The sequence below is a fragment of the Lelliottia sp. EB106-05-01-XG201 genome, assembly GCF_058791735.1.
Window position 1 is genome coordinate 1,985,528 of the sequence record NZ_JBYTDV010000001.1, and the last position, 15,191, is coordinate 2,000,718.

The following is a 15,191-nucleotide window of genomic DNA, read 5'->3' on the forward strand; positions in this document are numbered from 1 at the left end:
ATAAGGTGCGCTTTCTTTTGACGTGTGGACATCCCTATGAGCGAAACCCCTTTCTGGCAAAGCAAGACTCTCGACGAAATGACCGACGTGGAGTGGGAATCGCTGTGTGACGGCTGCGGGCAGTGCTGCCTGCACAAGCTGATGGACGAAGACACGGACGAAATCTACTTCACCAACGTCGCCTGCAAGCAGCTGAACATCAAAACCTGTCAGTGCCGTAACTATGAGCGCCGTTTCGAGTATGAGCCGGACTGCATCAAGCTGACCCGCGACAATCTCCCGACCTTTGAATGGCTGCCGCACACCTGCGCGTATCGTCTGCTGGCGGAAGGGAAAGGGCTGCCGGACTGGCACCCGCTGCTGACGGGCTCAAAAGCGGCGATGCACGGTGAGCGCATTTCAGTGCGTCACATCGCGGTGAAAGAATCCGAAGTGCAGGACTGGGAAGACCATATTCTCAACCATCCTAAACGTGCATAAATAAAAAACCCGCCGAGGCGGGTTTTTTGTTGGGGGTTGGGCGGTGTGTACGGTGCGGCCTGTTGCCCTCACCCCGGCCCTCTCCCACGGGGAGAGGGAGAAAACCTTAAAAACGGCAACTTGCGTTGCCGTTTTGCTTTTATCTTCCAAACAAATCGCGTTTTTTCGGTTTGAACGGCTGGGCAATCAGCACCAGCAGCGCTATCACGAAGTAGGCGACGAAAATACCGACCAGCCACTGCGGCATCTCCAGCGTCAGAAATTCCCACTGACGAACAGAGCAGTCACCGGAGGCAACAAACACCTGCGGCAGCCATTTGTCCAGCGGCAGCCAGCTCGGGAAGCGGGCGGCAAAATCGCAGGTCATAAATGGCGACGGATGCAGCTGCATCATGGTGTGCTGCCAGGCCAGCTCAATGCCTTTCCAGGCACTGTACAACCAAATGGCGATCCCGGCATAACGCAGTGGGGATTTCGGCGCAATTGCCCCGACCAGACCCGCACCCATAATGCCGAACAGCGCACAACGTTCGTAAATACACAACACACAAGGTTTCAGCAACATCACATGCTGGAACCACAGCGCTACCATTTCCAGCGCAAAGGCGGTCAGGGCCATCAACAACCACGCTCCGCGACCGCGAGAGCACTGGTTCAAAAATCGCAACATAATCATTTCCCTGGAACAGGCTTAGAAAGCGCAGTGTAAACCAAAACGCTTTAAGCGCCAGATCCACCTGGCAAAATAAAACGTAATTGGATGTTTATAATGCAGAAAGTCAAACCGGGCAGCGAACTGCCCGAATTCAGGGACTTAATGCGCGGCCAGTATACCTATATGCAACAACCATTGCGTATAAGGAATGAGGGTAAATTTGACGCACAGCAAACCGACCAGCGTTAATACCAGCGTATACGGCAGCGCCATCCACACCATCCGCCCGTAAGAGAGACGAATCAGCGGGGCCAGCGCCGAGGTCAGCAGGAACAGGAACGCCGCCTGGCCGTTCGGTGTCGCCACCGACGGCAGATTGGTGCCGGTATTGATCGCCACCGCCAGCAGCTCAAACTGATTAATACTGATAACGCCATGCTCCAGCGCGGATTTGGCTTCGTTGATATACACCGACCCGACAAACACGTTATCAGAAATGGACGAGAGCAGGCCATTAAACAGATAAAACAGCGACAGCTGCGAGTCCGGCGATGCTCGCAGAACAAAGTCGATAATCGGCGAAAACAGCTGCTGATCGACAATCACCGCCACAATGGCAAAAAACACCGCCAGCAGGGCGGTAAAGGGCAGTGCCTCGGTAAAGGCTTTGCCGATGGCATGTTCATCGGTCACGCCGGTGAACGAGGTGGCGAGAATAATCACCGACAGGCCAATCAGCCCGACCTCCGCCAGGTGAAACGCCAGGGCGATGATCAGCCACACGCCGATGACACCCTGCGCTATCAGGGCCAGCTTCTCCTGACGCGTGCGCTGGCGACGGCTTTTCAGATCAAACTCGTGCAGCACGTCGCGCACCGGCCCCGGCAGCTGTGCGCCGTACCCGAAGCTTTTAGTTTTTTCAAGCAGCACGCAGGTGATTAAACCGCAGAAAAAGACCGGAACACTCACCGGCGCGATGCGCAGGAAGAACTCCGTAAAATTCCAGCCCGCCGCTTTGGCGATAATCAGGTTTTGCGGCTCGCCGACCATCGTCATCACGCCCCCGAGCGCCGTACCAACGCCCGCGTGCATCATCAGGCTGCGCAAGAAGGCGCGGAATTGTTCCAGCACCTCGCGCTTCGGCGTTTCAATCTGGCTGTCATCCTGCAGATCGCTCTCGGGTTTAGACGACACCACGCGATGATAAATGGCGTAAAAACCGACCGCGACGCTGATCACGACCGCCACCACCGTCAGCGCATCGAGGAATGCGGAGAGAAATGCGGCGGCGAGACAGAAGGAGAGGGAGAGCACGGTTTTGGAACGAATGCTCAGCAACAACCGCGTGAAGATGAACAGCAGCAGCTGTTTCATAAAGTAGATCCCGGCGACCATAAAGATCAGCAGCAGGAGCACTTCAAGGTTGGTGGCCAGCTCGTGTTTGACGCGCTCGGCGCTGGTCATCCCGATGAACACCGCTTCAATCGCCAGCAGTCCGCCGGGGAGCAGCGGATAGCATTTCAGCGCCATCGCCAGAGCGAAGATAAACTCCGCCACCAGCAGCCATCCGGCGGTAAATGGCGAAAAGATAAACACCAGCGGGTTGAGGATCAGAAAAGTGAGTAACGTGAGCTTGTACCAGTCGGGAGACTGGCCTAAAAAATTGCGCCACAGGGCGCGTCCATAAGACATTTCCACCAGAGAGTTCCTTCCTCGCCAAAGTTAAGCAAAACATTATTATACGCACAATTTGCATGAATAACGGTCACGTAGCGGGGACGGGTATTTAACAGAAATGAAACGGCGATCCCTTTTTTCCCGCGTCGCTGCGCTACCTGCGCCTGTCAGCCTCTGGTATGATGAGTGAATTAGCTAAAGCTGTGTAATGGAAATCTCACTATGGTCATAAAGGCGCAAAGCCCGGCGGGTTTCGCTGAAGAGTACATCATTGAAAGCATCTGGAATAACCGTTTCGCCCCTGGAACGATCCTTCCCGCTGAACGTGAACTTTCTGAACTGATTGGCGTAACACGTACCACTTTACGCGAAGTTCTTCAGCGTCTGGCACGTGATGGCTGGTTGACGATTCAACACGGCAAACCGACCAAAGTGAATAACTTCTGGGAAACGTCGGGTCTGAATATTCTTGAAACGCTCGCCCGTCTCGATCATGAGAGCGTTCCGCAGCTGATCGATAATCTGCTGTCGGTGCGCACCAACATTTCCACCATCTTTATCCGCACCGCATTCCGTCAGCACCCTGATAAGGCGCTGGAAGTGCTGGCAACCGCCTCTGCGGTTGACGATCACGCAGATGCGTTCGCGACGCTGGATTACAACATCTTCCGCGGTCTGGCGTTTGCCTCGGGCAACCCGATTTACGGGCTGATCCTCAACGGCATGAAAGGGCTTTATACCCGCATTGGTCGCCACTACTTCGCCAATCCGGAAGCGCGCAGCCTGGCGCTCGGCTTCTACCACAAGCTGAGCGAGCTCTGCACCGAAGGTCTGCACGATCAGGTTTACGAAACGGTGCGCCGTTACGGCCACGACAGTGGCGAGATCTGGCACCGGATGCAGAAGAATCTCCCGGGCGATTTGGCGATTCACGGTCATTGAAAATAAAAAAACCTCTCTTTCGAGAGGTTTTTTTTGCCCGACGGCGCTGCGCTTGCACGGGCCTACAAGGACGTCATTCGTAGGCCGGGTAAGGCGTAGCCGCCACCCGGCAAGCAGGCCGCAGAGCGTTAAAATTACAACGTATTCCCCCGCGCCGGACACCGCTCCAGCAACTCCACGCTACCGTCCTCGTTCTGCTGCTCCATCAGCACGTCAAAGCCCCACAGGCGATGAACATGCTTGAGCACCTCTTTACGCCCTTTATCCAGCGGCGCGCGGTTGTGCGGAATATAGCGCAGCGTCAGCGAGCGATCGCCGCGCAAATCCACGTTCCACACCTGAATATTCGGCTCCAGATTGCTCAGATTGTACTGAGAAGAGAGACGCGAGCGGATCTCACGATACCCCTCTTCGTTATGAATCGCCGAAATCTCCAGGTAGTTATTCCGGTCGTCGTCCAGCACCGTGAAGAAGCGGAAATCACGCATGATTTTCGGCGACATAAACTGGCTGATAAAGCTCTCGTCCTTAAAGTCGCGCATCGCGAAATGCAGCGTTTCCAGCCAGTCGGACCCGGCAATGTCCGGGAACCAGTATTTATCCTCTTCCGTCGGCGACTGACAGATGCGTTTGATATCCTGGAACATCGCAAAGCCGAGGGCATACGGGTTAATCCCGCTGTACCACGGGCTGTTGTACGGCGGCTGGAACACCACGTTAGTGTGGCTGTGCAAAAACTCGAGCATAAACCGCTCGGTCACTTTGCCTTCGTCATACAGGTGATTGAGAATGGTGTAGTGCCAGAACGTCGCCCAGCCTTCGTTCATCACCTGCGTCTGTTTTTGCGGATAAAAATACTGACTCACCTTACGTACAATACGTAAGATTTCCCGCTGCCACGGCTCCAGCAGCGGCGCATTTTTTTCCATAAAGTAGAGTAAGTTCTCCTGCGGCTCAGACGGATAACGCCGCGCTTCGGCGATCGTCTTCTCCTCTTCGCGTTTCGGCAGGGTACGCCACAGCATATTCACCTGGCTTTGCAGATACTCTTCGCGACTTTTCTGCCGCGCTTTCTCCTCCTGCAGGGAGATTTTTTGCGGACGTTTGTAGCGGTCGACGCCGTAATTCATCAGTGCGTGACAGGAGTCGAGCAGTTTCTCCACCTCGTCCACGCCGTAGCGCTCTTCGCATTCGGTAATGTATTTCCGCGCGAAGATCAGGTAATCGACAATCGAGCTGGCATCGGTCCAGCTGCGGAACAGATAGTTATTTTTGAAGAACGAGTTGTGCCCGTAACAGGCGTGGGCCATCACCAGAGCCTGCATGGTAATGGTGTTCTCTTCCATCAGATAAGCGATACACGGGTTGGAGTTAATGACGATCTCATACGCCAGGCCCTGCTGGCCGTGCTTGTAGAGTCGCTCTGTCTCAATGAATTTCTTACCGAACGACCAGTGCGGATAGTTGATCGGCATCCCGACGCTGGAGTAGGCGTCCATCATTTGTTCGGAGGTAATGACTTCGATCTGGTGCGGATAAGTGTCCAGTCGATACAGCTTCGCTACCCGGTCGATCTCGGCCAGATAGACATCCAGCAGCTCGAAGGTCCAGTCGGGTCCATCGCTGAGACGAGTGCTGTCCTTGGATATGGAGTCAAGTGTAGCCATTAGCGCGCCCTCGTTATTGATAGCTCTCTCTGATCTGGAGAACCTCTTTTCAAGCATAGATCAACGCATTGAAAAGCGTGCTGACACAGAAATTTTTTCTTTGCGATTTCCCGTTTTCGATCCCGCAGAAAACAGGTGTCTCGCAGAATATTCTGCTGGCTAAAAAGAGCGCGCAGGAAAAGATCCTAAATAACCGCTATCCCCGCTGGCTGGGGAAGATGTGAGATAAGTCACCATAAAAAAGTCGTATGTTGAATAATATTTTCAACTAGGTTATCAATCTGTAATTAGAAGATTGTTCTTTTGCTCATAACGGAGTGGCTATGCGAGTTGTCATACTGGGAAGTGGGGTTGTCGGCGTCACCAGCGCCTGGTATTTAAGTCAGGCAGGGCATGAGGTGACGGTCATCGATCGCGAACCGGGACCGGCACTGGAGACCAGCGCGGCCAACGCCGGGCAGATCTCCCCTGGCTATGCGGCTCCGTGGGCGGCTCCGGGCGTACCGCTGAAAGCCATTAAATGGATGTTCCAGCGCCACGCGCCGCTGGCAATCAGCCTCGACGGCACCCAGTTTCAGCTCAAATGGATGTGGCAGATGCTGCGCAACTGCGACACGCGCCATTACATGGAAAACAAAGGCCGCATGGTGCGTCTGGCGGAGTACAGCCGCGACTGCCTGAAAGAGCTACGCCACTCCACCGGAATTGAATACGAAGGGCGGCAGGGCGGCACGCTCCAGCTCTTCCGCACCGCGCAGCAGTATGAAAACGCCACCCGCGATATCGCTGTCCTGCAGGATGCGGGCGTGCCGTATCTGCTGCTCGAAGCCAGTCAGCTGGCGCAGGTGGAACCGGCGCTGGCAGAAGTGGCACACAAACTGACGGGCGGGTTGCGTCTGCCGAACGACGAAACCGGCGACTGCCAGCTCTTTACCCAGCGTCTGGCGAAGATGTGCGAACAGGCGGGCGTGACGTTCCGCTACAACACCTCTGTCGATAAGCTCCTGTACGAAAGCGAAAAAATCTACGGCGTGAAGTGCGGAGAGGAAGTGATCAAAGCCGATGCCTACGTCATGGCGTTCGGTTCCTACTCCACGGCGATGCTGAAAGGCATTCTCGATATTCCGGTCTATCCGCTGAAGGGCTACTCGCTGACCATTCCGGTGAAAGAGGACAACGGTGCGCCGGTTTCAACTATCCTTGATGAAACCTACAAAATCGCCATTACCCGTTTCGATGACCGAATTCGCGTCGGCGGCATGGCGGAAATTGTCGGCTTTAACACGGAATTGCTGCAACCGCGCCGCGAAACCCTGGAGATGGTGGTGCGCGATCTGTTCCCGCGCGGGGGCTTTGTCGAGCAGGCCACGTTCTGGACCGGTTTACGTCCTATGACACCGGACGGCACGCCGATTGTCGGCCGCACGCCGTTTAAGAACTTATGGACCAACACCGGCCACGGAACCCTCGGCTGGACCATGGCCTGCGGTTCGGGTCAGCTGCTGAGTGATTTGATCTCGGGCCGCACCCCGGCGATTCCGTTTGATGACTTAAGCGCCGTGCGCTATCAGTCCGGATTCACGCCATCTCGCCCGCAGCATCTGCATGGCGCGCATAATTAACAAGGAGCTGTCATGTCCCGTCCTATTCTGGCTCAGCTGGATCTGCAGGCGCTGAAAAACAACCTGCAGATTGTCCGCCGTGCTGCGCCGGGCTCTCGCGTCTGGTCGGTGGTGAAAGCCAACGGCTACGGCCACGGAATTGAGTCCATCTGGAGTGCGCTCAGTGCGACGGATGGTTTTGCCCTGCTGAACCTGGAAGAGGCGATCCTGCTGCGCGAGCGCGGCTGGAAAGGGCCCATCCTGCTGCTCGAAGGCTTCTTCCACGCCGATGAGCTGCCGCTGCTGGATAAGTACCGTCTGACCACCAGCGTGCACAGCAACTGGCAAATCAAAACCCTGCAGAACGCCAAACTCCACGCGCCGCTGGACATCTACCTGAAAGTGAACAGCGGCATGAACCGTCTCGGCTTCCAGCCGGATCGTGTCCATACGGTATGGCAACAGCTGCGCGCCCTGAAAAACGTCGGCGAGATGACGCTGATGGCGCATTTCGCCGACGCCGAAAAGCCGGACGGCATTAACGATGCGATGGTGCGCATCAATCAGGCAGCGGAAGGGCTGGAGTGCGCCCGTTCCCTGTCGAACTCCGCCGCCACGCTCTGGCACCCGGAAGCCCATTACGACTGGGTGCGGCCGGGGATTATCCTCTACGGCGCGTCGCCGTCGGGCCAGTGGCAGGACATCGCCAACAGCGGCCTGAAACCAGTGATGACCCTGCGCAGTGAAATTATCGGTATTCAGACGTTAAAAGCGGGCGACACCGTCGGGTATGGCAGCCGCTATCGCTCGACGGGAGAGCAGCGCATCGGCATCGTGGCGGGCGGCTATGCGGACGGCTATCCGCGCATCGCCCCAACGGGCACGCCGGTGTGGATCGACGGAGTACGTACCGGCACCGTCGGTACGGTTTCGATGGATATGATGGCGGTGGATCTCACCCCGTGTCCGCAGGCAGGTATCGGTTCGCCGGTGGAGCTTTGGGGGAACGAGGTGAAAGTCGATGACGTGGCCGCAGCGGCGGGGACGGTGGGGTATGAGTTGTTAACCGCTTTGGCTCCGCGCGTGCCAGTTGTGACGGTGTAACATCTTGCCGGATGGCGGCTACGCCTTATCCGGCCTACGGTTCTGGTTTCCCCCTCTCCCTGTGGGAGAGGGCCGGGGTGAGGGCACCAGACCGCACTTCACCCGGCACAAAACTACTCCGGCTCATCCTCCATCGGACGCACACCCACCTTGCGCACCGCGTTATCTTCTTTCTCGGCGACGGTCCAGATCATCCCGGCAAACTCCACCTGGTCACCCACGACCGGCGCAGCGCCCAGTAACTGCTGCACAATCTCGCCCAGCGTCTGCTGCTTGTCGCGATACTCCAGCCCTTCGTCGAGGCCGTAAATCAACGCCACGTCGGCAAACTTCGCATTCGCTTCCAGAATAAAATCGCCGAAGAAACGCTGGTCCAGCGCCACCGGCGGCGACTGGCTGAACAGTTTCCCGAGCGCGGGCAGATCCGTTTCACGCCCAATCACGCAGAGAATATCCCCCTCGCGCAGACGGGTGCTGCCCGTCGGGTGCAGCAGGGCGTTATCGCGAAACAGCGCCGCAATCCGCGTTTCCGTCGGCATATGCAGGTCGCGAAGCGACGCGCCCACGCACCATTTATCGGCGCTCAGCTGGTAAACAAACTGCTCCCACGGGTTTTCCGGATGAATATCCAGCCCGACGCGTGAAACCGGCAGCCCAACCGGCGGTACCACCACTTTGGCTTTTTTCGCCGCCCATCCGAGAGACGTCCCCTGGAACAGGAGCGACACCAGCACCACGAAGAAGGCGACGTTGAAGAACAGGCGGGAGTTATCCAGACCGGCCATCATCGGGAAGACCGCCAGAATGATCGGCACCGCCCCGCGCAGGCCCACCCAGCTGATAAATATCCGCTCACGCAGGTTAAACCCGCGGAACGGCAGCAGCCCGGCGAACACCGACAGCGGACGGGCGAAGAAGATCATCCATGCCGAGAGGATCAGCGCCGGAATGGCAATCGGCAGCAGATCCGACGGCGTCACCAGCAGGCCGAGCACCAGGAACATGCCGATTTGCGCCAGCCACGCCAGGCCGTCGAAGTTCTGCAAAATGGCGTGGCGGTTGCGGATCGGACGATTGCCCAGCAGGAAGCCGCACAGATAAACGGCGAGAATACCGCTGCCGTCCATCGCCGTGGTGAGGGCGAAAATCAGGATCCCGCCGCTCAGGGCCAGCAGCGGATACAGCCCGGCAGGCAGGGAGATACGGTTAATCATCTGCTGCAGCAGATACCCGCCGGAAAGGCCAATCACAATCCCGAGGCCAAACTGCTGGAGAATATGCCAGGCAAACATCCAGCTCAGGCCGGTTTCGTGCGCCTGAATCATCTCGATCAGCGTGATAGTGAGAAACACCGCCATCGGATCGTTGCTGCCGGATTCAATCTCCAGCGTCGAGCCAACGCGTTCGTTCAGCCCTTTACCGCCGAGCAGAGAAAAGACCGCCGCCGCATCGGTCGAGCCGACAATGGCGCCGATCAGCAAGCCTTCCATGATATTCAGATGAAACAGCCAGGCGGCCATCATCCCGGTCAGGCCGGAAGTAATCAGTACACCAACGGTCGCCAGCGACAGCGCCGGGCCGAGTGCCACGCGAAAGGAGCTGGCCTGGGTGCGCATCCCGCCGTCCAGCAAAATGACCGCCAGCGCGAGGTTACTCACCATGTAGGCGAAGGGATAATTATCGAATGGAATACCGCCGATGCCGTCGATACCCGCGAGCATGCCGATGGCCAGGAAGATAACAAGGATAGGTATGCCGAGACGCGAAGAAAATGAACTTAATAAAATACTGCAGGTTACTAATACTGAACCCAGAATGAAAAGACTGATTATCGCTGCGGCATCCAATGTTGTCTTACTCCCACCTCAATGTTGTGACTGTTACTAAAACCCTATCATATTAACGACAGAAACAGCGTTTTATTGAGGTGGAAATACGGCTTTTTTATGCCTTTAAGACAGGATGACCGCTCAGAGTTAACCGGCTTCCCGCCTGCGAGTGCGAAAGCGTCGCCTGAGCGCCGAGCGGCAGCGTCACCGTCTGCTGTTCGTGACCAAACGCCAGCCCGCTGATGACCGGAATATCCACGCGCGTACGCAGATAATCGATCATCGTTTCAAGCGTATAACCCGCATCGTAATCGTTCGGCGTCGCGCCGCTAAAACTGCCCAACACCACGGCGCGCTGACGGTCGAGAATCCCCGCGTGCTTCAGCTGCAACAGCATGCGTTCGACGCGGAACGGATGTTCATTGATGTCTTCCAGCACCAGAATGCCGTTGTCGACTTTAGGCAGCCACGGCGTGCCGATAAGCGACACCAGCATCGCCAGATTGCCGCCCCACAGCTGTCCCTGGGTTTCACACGCCGGGCCATCGCCTTGCCACTCCACGCTAAACGTTGGGTTTTGCAGCGCGCGCCAGAAGTGCTCCTCGGTAAAGGCATTCAGCTCCGGCGCGCCGAAATTCCCCGCCAGCATCGGGCCGCTAAAGGTGATGACGTTATGCAGGGCCAGCAGCCCGAGCTGAATCACCGTGAAATCGCTGTGACCGCAAATCAGCAGCGGGTCCTGCTGCTGACGTCGGGCCAGCCCGTCCCAGTCGATCGCGTCCAGTAAGCGGCTCGCGCCGTACCCGCCGCGCACCGCCAGAATAATCTGGTTTTTCCCCTCGAGGGTGGCCAGGTCGTTGATATCAGCCACTCTTTGCTGTTCAGTTCCGGCGAAACGCTGCAGACGGCGGGGGATAATCGTCTGATGAGCGACCCTGTGGCCGGACGCTTCCAGGCGCTGCACGCCAAGCCGGGCGGCGTCCTGGTTAATGCAGTACCCGGACGGGGCAACAAGATGAAACTGAGACATGGCAAATCCTTGCTGAATGAGAAACTAAATGCCTATATCATGCCGCCTGTATGCGGTCTGCTTCAAGGGGCGGATGCTTAACCGCGATGATCGGCTATAAGGATAGATGACGTGAAATTGAGATGGTTTGCTTTTTTGATTGTATTGCTGGCGGGCTGTAGTTCAAAACAGGATTATCAAAATCCGCCGTGGAACCCGGAAGTGCCGGTTAAACGCGCGATGCAGTGGATGCCGATCAGCGAACAGGCCGGTAAGGCGTGGGGCGTCAGTCCGCGTCTGGTGACGGCGATCATTGCGGTCGAATCCGGCGGCAACCCAACGCTGGTGAGCAAATCCAATGCGGTGGGCCTGATGCAGCTGAAAGCCTCCACCGCCGGGCGCGAAGTTTACCGCTACATGGGCTGGAGCGGGCAGCCGTCCACCAGTGAGCTGAAAAACCCGGAGCGCAATATCTCCATGGGGACCGCCTATCTGAGCATTCTGGAACACGGGGTGCTGAAAGGCATCGAAGATCCGGAAGTAATGCAGTATGCGCTGGTGGTGTCGTACGTGAACGGGGCGGGGGCGTTACTGCGCACCTTCTCGTCGGATCGCAAAAAGGCCATCAGTGAGATTAACGGCATGGATAAAGACGAGTTCTTTGATCATGTGGTGAACAATCACCCGGCACCACAGGCACCACGCTATATCTGGAAAGTGCAGAAAGCGATGGACGCCATGTAATGCCGTAGCCGGGCAGCGAGCCGCTGTCCGGCGCGTTTCAGAGCACCTTATTCGCGCGCTCCCGTGCTTCTCGCTCCAGCGAGAAAATAATTCTCTGCAGTTCCCTTTCAGCCCCAGGCCCGACATTCAAAAAGCGAAAGCTCAGCCGCGGTGTGGTGATGGTCTCATTTTTGCTGTCGACCACCTTGCGTTCGCTGATCGCAATCAGCTGCGCGTCAAAGTAAAAACGTCCCCAGCCAGCCATATCCAGTTCAATCTGTGAAAAACGCATCCCTTCCACCAGTCCGTCCGGTCGTGGTGTGTCCATCAGTGCGCCCATCCCGCCGAGTGACAGGTCGAAGAGGCGAAAGCGGATCTCTTTTTTGTCCGGCATTTTGGCCTTACAAAAATAGGAGGGGTGCAGCGGGGCGTTAATACGAAAATACTCCCGGCGCTGGACAAACCACAGGCTGTCCGGCAGCGGAGTAATAAACGCCGGCAGATTGAGATATTCGCCTTGTTCCACATGCGGCAGGACAAACTCAACCTTCGCCCCTTTGGTTTCTGCCAGCACGGAGATGTTTTTCGCACGCAGTACCGCCCGGTTCTCATACTCCTGGCTGCCGAGGTCAATCACCAGACGCTCCGGTGTCGCTTCCAGGATCCTGCTTATGAACTGATTTGTAGCCCAACTGATGCGCACAGGCACTTCGCCCTTGTGCAGGTCGCGTAATACACCTAATACAGCCAGCGGATTTTGCTTCAGGAACTGCTCACTGTAATTACTCACGCCGAATGGCTCCTCGATTGTCTGACGGACTGTCCCAGAAGTATCGGCAATGGTGAGCGGAACTTAATACAAACCGGTGATTTTTTTTCAAAATTGAGAGGTAATTAAGTCGGTGAGAAGAAAACGGTTTTAGCGCGGTGACCTATACTTAAGTCACTTGCGCGAAACATTTTCAGCGCATGCATTTCATCTGCAAGAGGGCATCGCAATGGGTATCATCGCCTGGATTGTCTTTGGTCTTATCGCCGGCGTTATCGCAAAATTCATTATGCCGGGACGTGATGGTGGCGGTTTCATTCTGACCTGCGTGCTGGGGGTCATCGGTGCGGTAGTCGGTGGCTGGCTGGCGACCATGTTTGGCGTCGGTGGCAGCGTCAGCGGCTTTAATCTGCACAGTTTCCTGGTGGCTGTCGTGGGCGCAATCGTCGTCCTGGCGGTTTTCCGCCTGCTCAGACGGGCATAAACAGCGAAACGGCTCTCACTGAGGGCCGTTTTTTTTGCCCCCATATTGCTTTGTTAATCGAAATGAGAATAATTGTCGTTCTTTGTATCATCTAATAATAAGACGACAATATGAACACCTCGCGTTTTGCAGTATGTGCGTTGGCAGGAGCCGTTTCACTGGCGTTGCAAACCTGTGCGTTTGCGGAAGAATCCACGATAGTCGTGACCGGATCAGAGCAGGGCAGCGCGCTTCCGGAGTGGACCAACAGCGCCACCAAATCAGCGGTGGCCGAAAGTAAAACCCCACAGGTCATCAATACCATTTCCGCCACCGAGATCGAACAGCGCCACGCGAATTCGGTCAACGAAATCCTGCGCTATGCCCCGGGCGTGTCGACGGAAGTGCGCGGCAACACCTCCTACATGAGCGAATATAAAATTCGCGGATTCACCGTCGAGCAGGAGTATTACAACGGCCTGCAGCTGCCGTACAACGTCACCGGGAACACCAAAGCGCGCATCGATCCGCTGCTGATCGAGAGCGTCGATATCCTCAAAGGCCCGGCTTCCGTGCTCTACGGCGGCGGCTCACCGGGCGGGCTGGTCAATATTCAGGGCAAAAAACCGCAAAAAGCGGCGCAGACGGAAGTGGGCTTTACTACCGGCACGCGTAACCTGAAAGAGGGGTATCTCGACTCCACCGGGCAGATCGCCAGCAGCGACTGGAACTACCGTCTGCTGGGTAAAGCGACGGAGGGCGACGATCAGCCGCACACCACCCGCACGGAAAACTACCTGGTGGCCCCGTCCGTCACCTGGCAGCCGGACAGCAAAACGCGCCTGACCCTTGACGCGCTGGCGCAAAACTCCCCGAGCCTGACGCCATCTAACCCGCTGCCGCTCTCTTACCTGCGCTCGAAATATGCCGATCGCCGCGATTATGCTGGCGACGAGTGGAGCGGTTTCAAACAGCGCCAGTGGATGCTGGGCTACAGCTTTGAACACGAGTTCGACAGCGGCTGGGGCTTCAACCAGAAAGCGCGCTATTTCGATGTGGACACGCACCAGCGCAGCATCTACTCCACCGGACCGGGCGCACAAGTCTATGAGCTGAACCGCTTTGCCTATACCACCGATGAAGATCTGCAGAGCTTTAATATCGATAACCAGGTCACCAAAACGCTTGAGCTGGGCGACTGGAAACATCATCTGCTGGCGGGGTTTGACTACCAGAAGCTGAACTCGCACTTCCACTATCGCTACGCGTCCAACACACCGGGCATCGACATGCGCGACCCGGACTACTCGCAGGTTAACGACGGGGCGCTCGGTCTTTACACCGCGCAGAAAAACCGCCTGAGCTATCAGCAGAACGGCTACTACCTGCAGGACCAGATTGAATTCGGCGGCCTGAACCTGCTCGGCAGTCTGCGCTACGACGACTACCGTTCAGTCACTACCGATTATCTGCAAAACGGTGATAAAGCCTGGGTGTCGCAGGATCGCGTCACCAAACGTCTGGGGGCGCTGTACGCCTTCGAAAACGGCATTTCACCGTTTATCAGCTACTCCGAAGGCTTTGCGCCGGTCTCGCCGCAGGGCACGCTGACGGCGAAAGATGTCAAACCGACCACCAGCAAACAGGTGGAAGGCGGGGTGAAATACCTGCTGGAGGAGTACGCCACCACCTTTACCGCCTCGGTGTTCAACATCCGCCAGAAAAACGTGGTCACCAGCGATCCGGGCTTCCTCAATTATCGCCAGACTGGCGAGGTGGAGTCGAAAGGGGCAGAGCTGTCGGCCATCAGCCGTCCAACGGATAACCTGACGCTGATTGCCAACTACGCCTACACCCACGCGATTAACACCGAGGATGAGAAGTACAAAGGCAAACGCCCGACGCAGGTGCCGGAAAACGCCTTTAATCTTTGGGGGGATTACACCTTCGACAGCGCGCCGCTGAAAGGGCTGAACCTCGGCGCAGGGGCGCGCTACACCGGGCCGATGGAGATCGCGCCGACCAACGATCGGGGCAAACTGGGTGGCACGACGCAGTACGACCTGGCCGCCTCGTATCAGATGGGTGAAATCATGCCGTCGCTGGCCGGGCTGACCCTGAAAGCCAGCGCGCAGAACATCACCAACAAAGAGACCTTCACCTGCTACGACACGACCAACTGCTGGATTGGGCGGGATCGCACGGTGCAGGTGGGGGCGAGTTATAGTTTCTGAGTTTTCCCCTCACCCTAACCCTCTCCCAAAGGGAGAGG

13 protein-coding genes and 1 pseudogene are annotated in these 15,191 nt (G+C 56.8%); 8 read left to right on the plus strand and 6 right to left on the minus strand.

What is annotated here, in order from left to right; genetic code table 11:
• Positions 1 to 36 precede the first annotated feature (36 nt).
• The gene (ycgN, locus tag AC3WS9_RS09245; protein ID WP_095282330.1) at positions 37 to 480 is read left to right on the plus strand and encodes a cysteine cluster protein YcgN; all 444 of its coding nucleotides are present in this window, start codon (positions 37 to 39) and stop codon (positions 478 to 480) included.
• 139 nt (positions 481 to 619) lie between these two features.
• On the opposite strand, the gene dsbB is transcribed toward ycgN, so the two are convergent.
• A complete protein-coding gene (gene dsbB / locus AC3WS9_RS09250) occupies positions 620 to 1,150 on the minus strand; it encodes a disulfide bond formation protein DsbB (protein WP_095282329.1) in 531 nt (176 codons plus the stop codon).
• Between the two features lie 144 nt (positions 1,151 to 1,294).
• A complete protein-coding gene (nhaB, locus tag AC3WS9_RS09255) occupies positions 1,295 to 2,833 on the minus strand; it encodes a Na(+)/H(+) antiporter NhaB (protein ID WP_492487907.1) in 1,539 nt (512 codons plus the stop codon).
• Positions 2,834 to 3,034: 201 nt separating this feature from the next.
• Here nhaB and fadR point away from each other — a divergent pair, with 201 nt between their 5' ends.
• Positions 3,035 to 3,754, plus strand: a complete 720-nt coding sequence (gene fadR / locus AC3WS9_RS09260) for a fatty acid metabolism transcriptional regulator FadR (RefSeq protein WP_282494597.1) — start codon at positions 3,035 to 3,037, stop codon at positions 3,752 to 3,754.
• A 134-nt stretch (positions 3,755 to 3,888) separates the two neighbouring features.
• Here fadR and AC3WS9_RS09265 read toward each other — a convergent pair whose 3' ends face one another.
• Positions 3,889 to 5,421: a SpoVR family protein gene (locus AC3WS9_RS09265; RefSeq protein ID WP_492487909.1), complete on the minus strand. Its 1,533-nt coding sequence runs from the start codon at positions 5,419 to 5,421 to the stop codon at positions 3,889 to 3,891.
• A 323-nt stretch (positions 5,422 to 5,744) separates the two neighbouring features.
• Here AC3WS9_RS09265 and AC3WS9_RS09270 point away from each other — a divergent pair, with 323 nt between their 5' ends.
• From AC3WS9_RS09270 to AC3WS9_RS09280, 3 genes and pseudogenes are all read left to right on the plus strand, one after another.
• The gene (locus AC3WS9_RS09270; protein ID WP_492487911.1) at positions 5,745 to 7,043 is read left to right on the plus strand and encodes a D-amino acid dehydrogenase; all 1,299 of its coding nucleotides are present in this window, start codon (positions 5,745 to 5,747) and stop codon (positions 7,041 to 7,043) included.
• Between the two features lie 12 nt (positions 7,044 to 7,055).
• Positions 7,056 to 8,126, plus strand: a complete 1,071-nt coding sequence (gene dadX, locus AC3WS9_RS09275) for a catabolic alanine racemase DadX (RefSeq protein ID WP_492487913.1) — start codon at positions 7,056 to 7,058, stop codon at positions 8,124 to 8,126.
• 11 nt (positions 8,127 to 8,137) lie between these two features.
• Positions 8,138 to 8,302 (plus strand): annotated as a pseudogene (locus tag AC3WS9_RS09280) (hypothetical protein); the annotation flags it as partial.
• Here AC3WS9_RS09280 and AC3WS9_RS09285 read toward each other — a convergent pair.
• Together AC3WS9_RS09285 and ldcA are read right to left on the minus strand one after the other, a co-directional pair.
• Positions 8,240 to 9,973, minus strand: a complete 1,734-nt coding sequence (locus AC3WS9_RS09285) for a potassium/proton antiporter (RefSeq protein WP_095282324.1) — start codon at positions 9,971 to 9,973, stop codon at positions 8,240 to 8,242. The pseudogene AC3WS9_RS09280 and the gene AC3WS9_RS09285 overlap by 63 nt on opposite strands.
• Positions 9,974 to 10,070: 97 nt before the next feature.
• Positions 10,071 to 10,985, minus strand: coding sequence for a muramoyltetrapeptide carboxypeptidase (gene ldcA / locus AC3WS9_RS09290; protein ID WP_285144288.1), 915 nt, complete (start codon positions 10,983 to 10,985; stop codon positions 10,071 to 10,073).
• A 111-nt stretch (positions 10,986 to 11,096) separates the two neighbouring features.
• Here ldcA and emtA point away from each other — a divergent pair, with 111 nt between their 5' ends.
• Positions 11,097 to 11,708 (plus strand): membrane-bound lytic murein transglycosylase EmtA, encoded by a 612-nt coding sequence (emtA, locus tag AC3WS9_RS09295; protein WP_282494592.1) that lies wholly within the window; start codon positions 11,097 to 11,099, stop codon positions 11,706 to 11,708.
• 37 nt (positions 11,709 to 11,745) lie between these two features.
• Here emtA and ycgR read toward each other — a convergent pair whose 3' ends face one another.
• On the minus strand, positions 11,746 to 12,477 hold the full coding sequence (gene ycgR / locus AC3WS9_RS09300; RefSeq protein WP_285144289.1) for a flagellar brake protein YcgR: 732 nt from the start codon (positions 12,475 to 12,477) through the stop codon (positions 11,746 to 11,748).
• Between the two features lie 208 nt (positions 12,478 to 12,685).
• Between ycgR and AC3WS9_RS09305 the strand changes: the two genes are divergently transcribed.
• Together AC3WS9_RS09305 and AC3WS9_RS09310 are read left to right on the plus strand one after the other, a co-directional pair.
• Positions 12,686 to 12,940: a GlsB/YeaQ/YmgE family stress response membrane protein gene (locus tag AC3WS9_RS09305; RefSeq protein WP_282494590.1), complete on the plus strand. Its 255-nt coding sequence runs from the start codon at positions 12,686 to 12,688 to the stop codon at positions 12,938 to 12,940.
• A 110-nt stretch (positions 12,941 to 13,050) separates the two neighbouring features.
• Positions 13,051 to 15,153, plus strand: coding sequence for a TonB-dependent siderophore receptor (locus tag AC3WS9_RS09310; protein ID WP_492487917.1), 2,103 nt, complete (start codon positions 13,051 to 13,053; stop codon positions 15,151 to 15,153).
• Positions 15,154 to 15,191 lie beyond the last annotated feature (38 nt).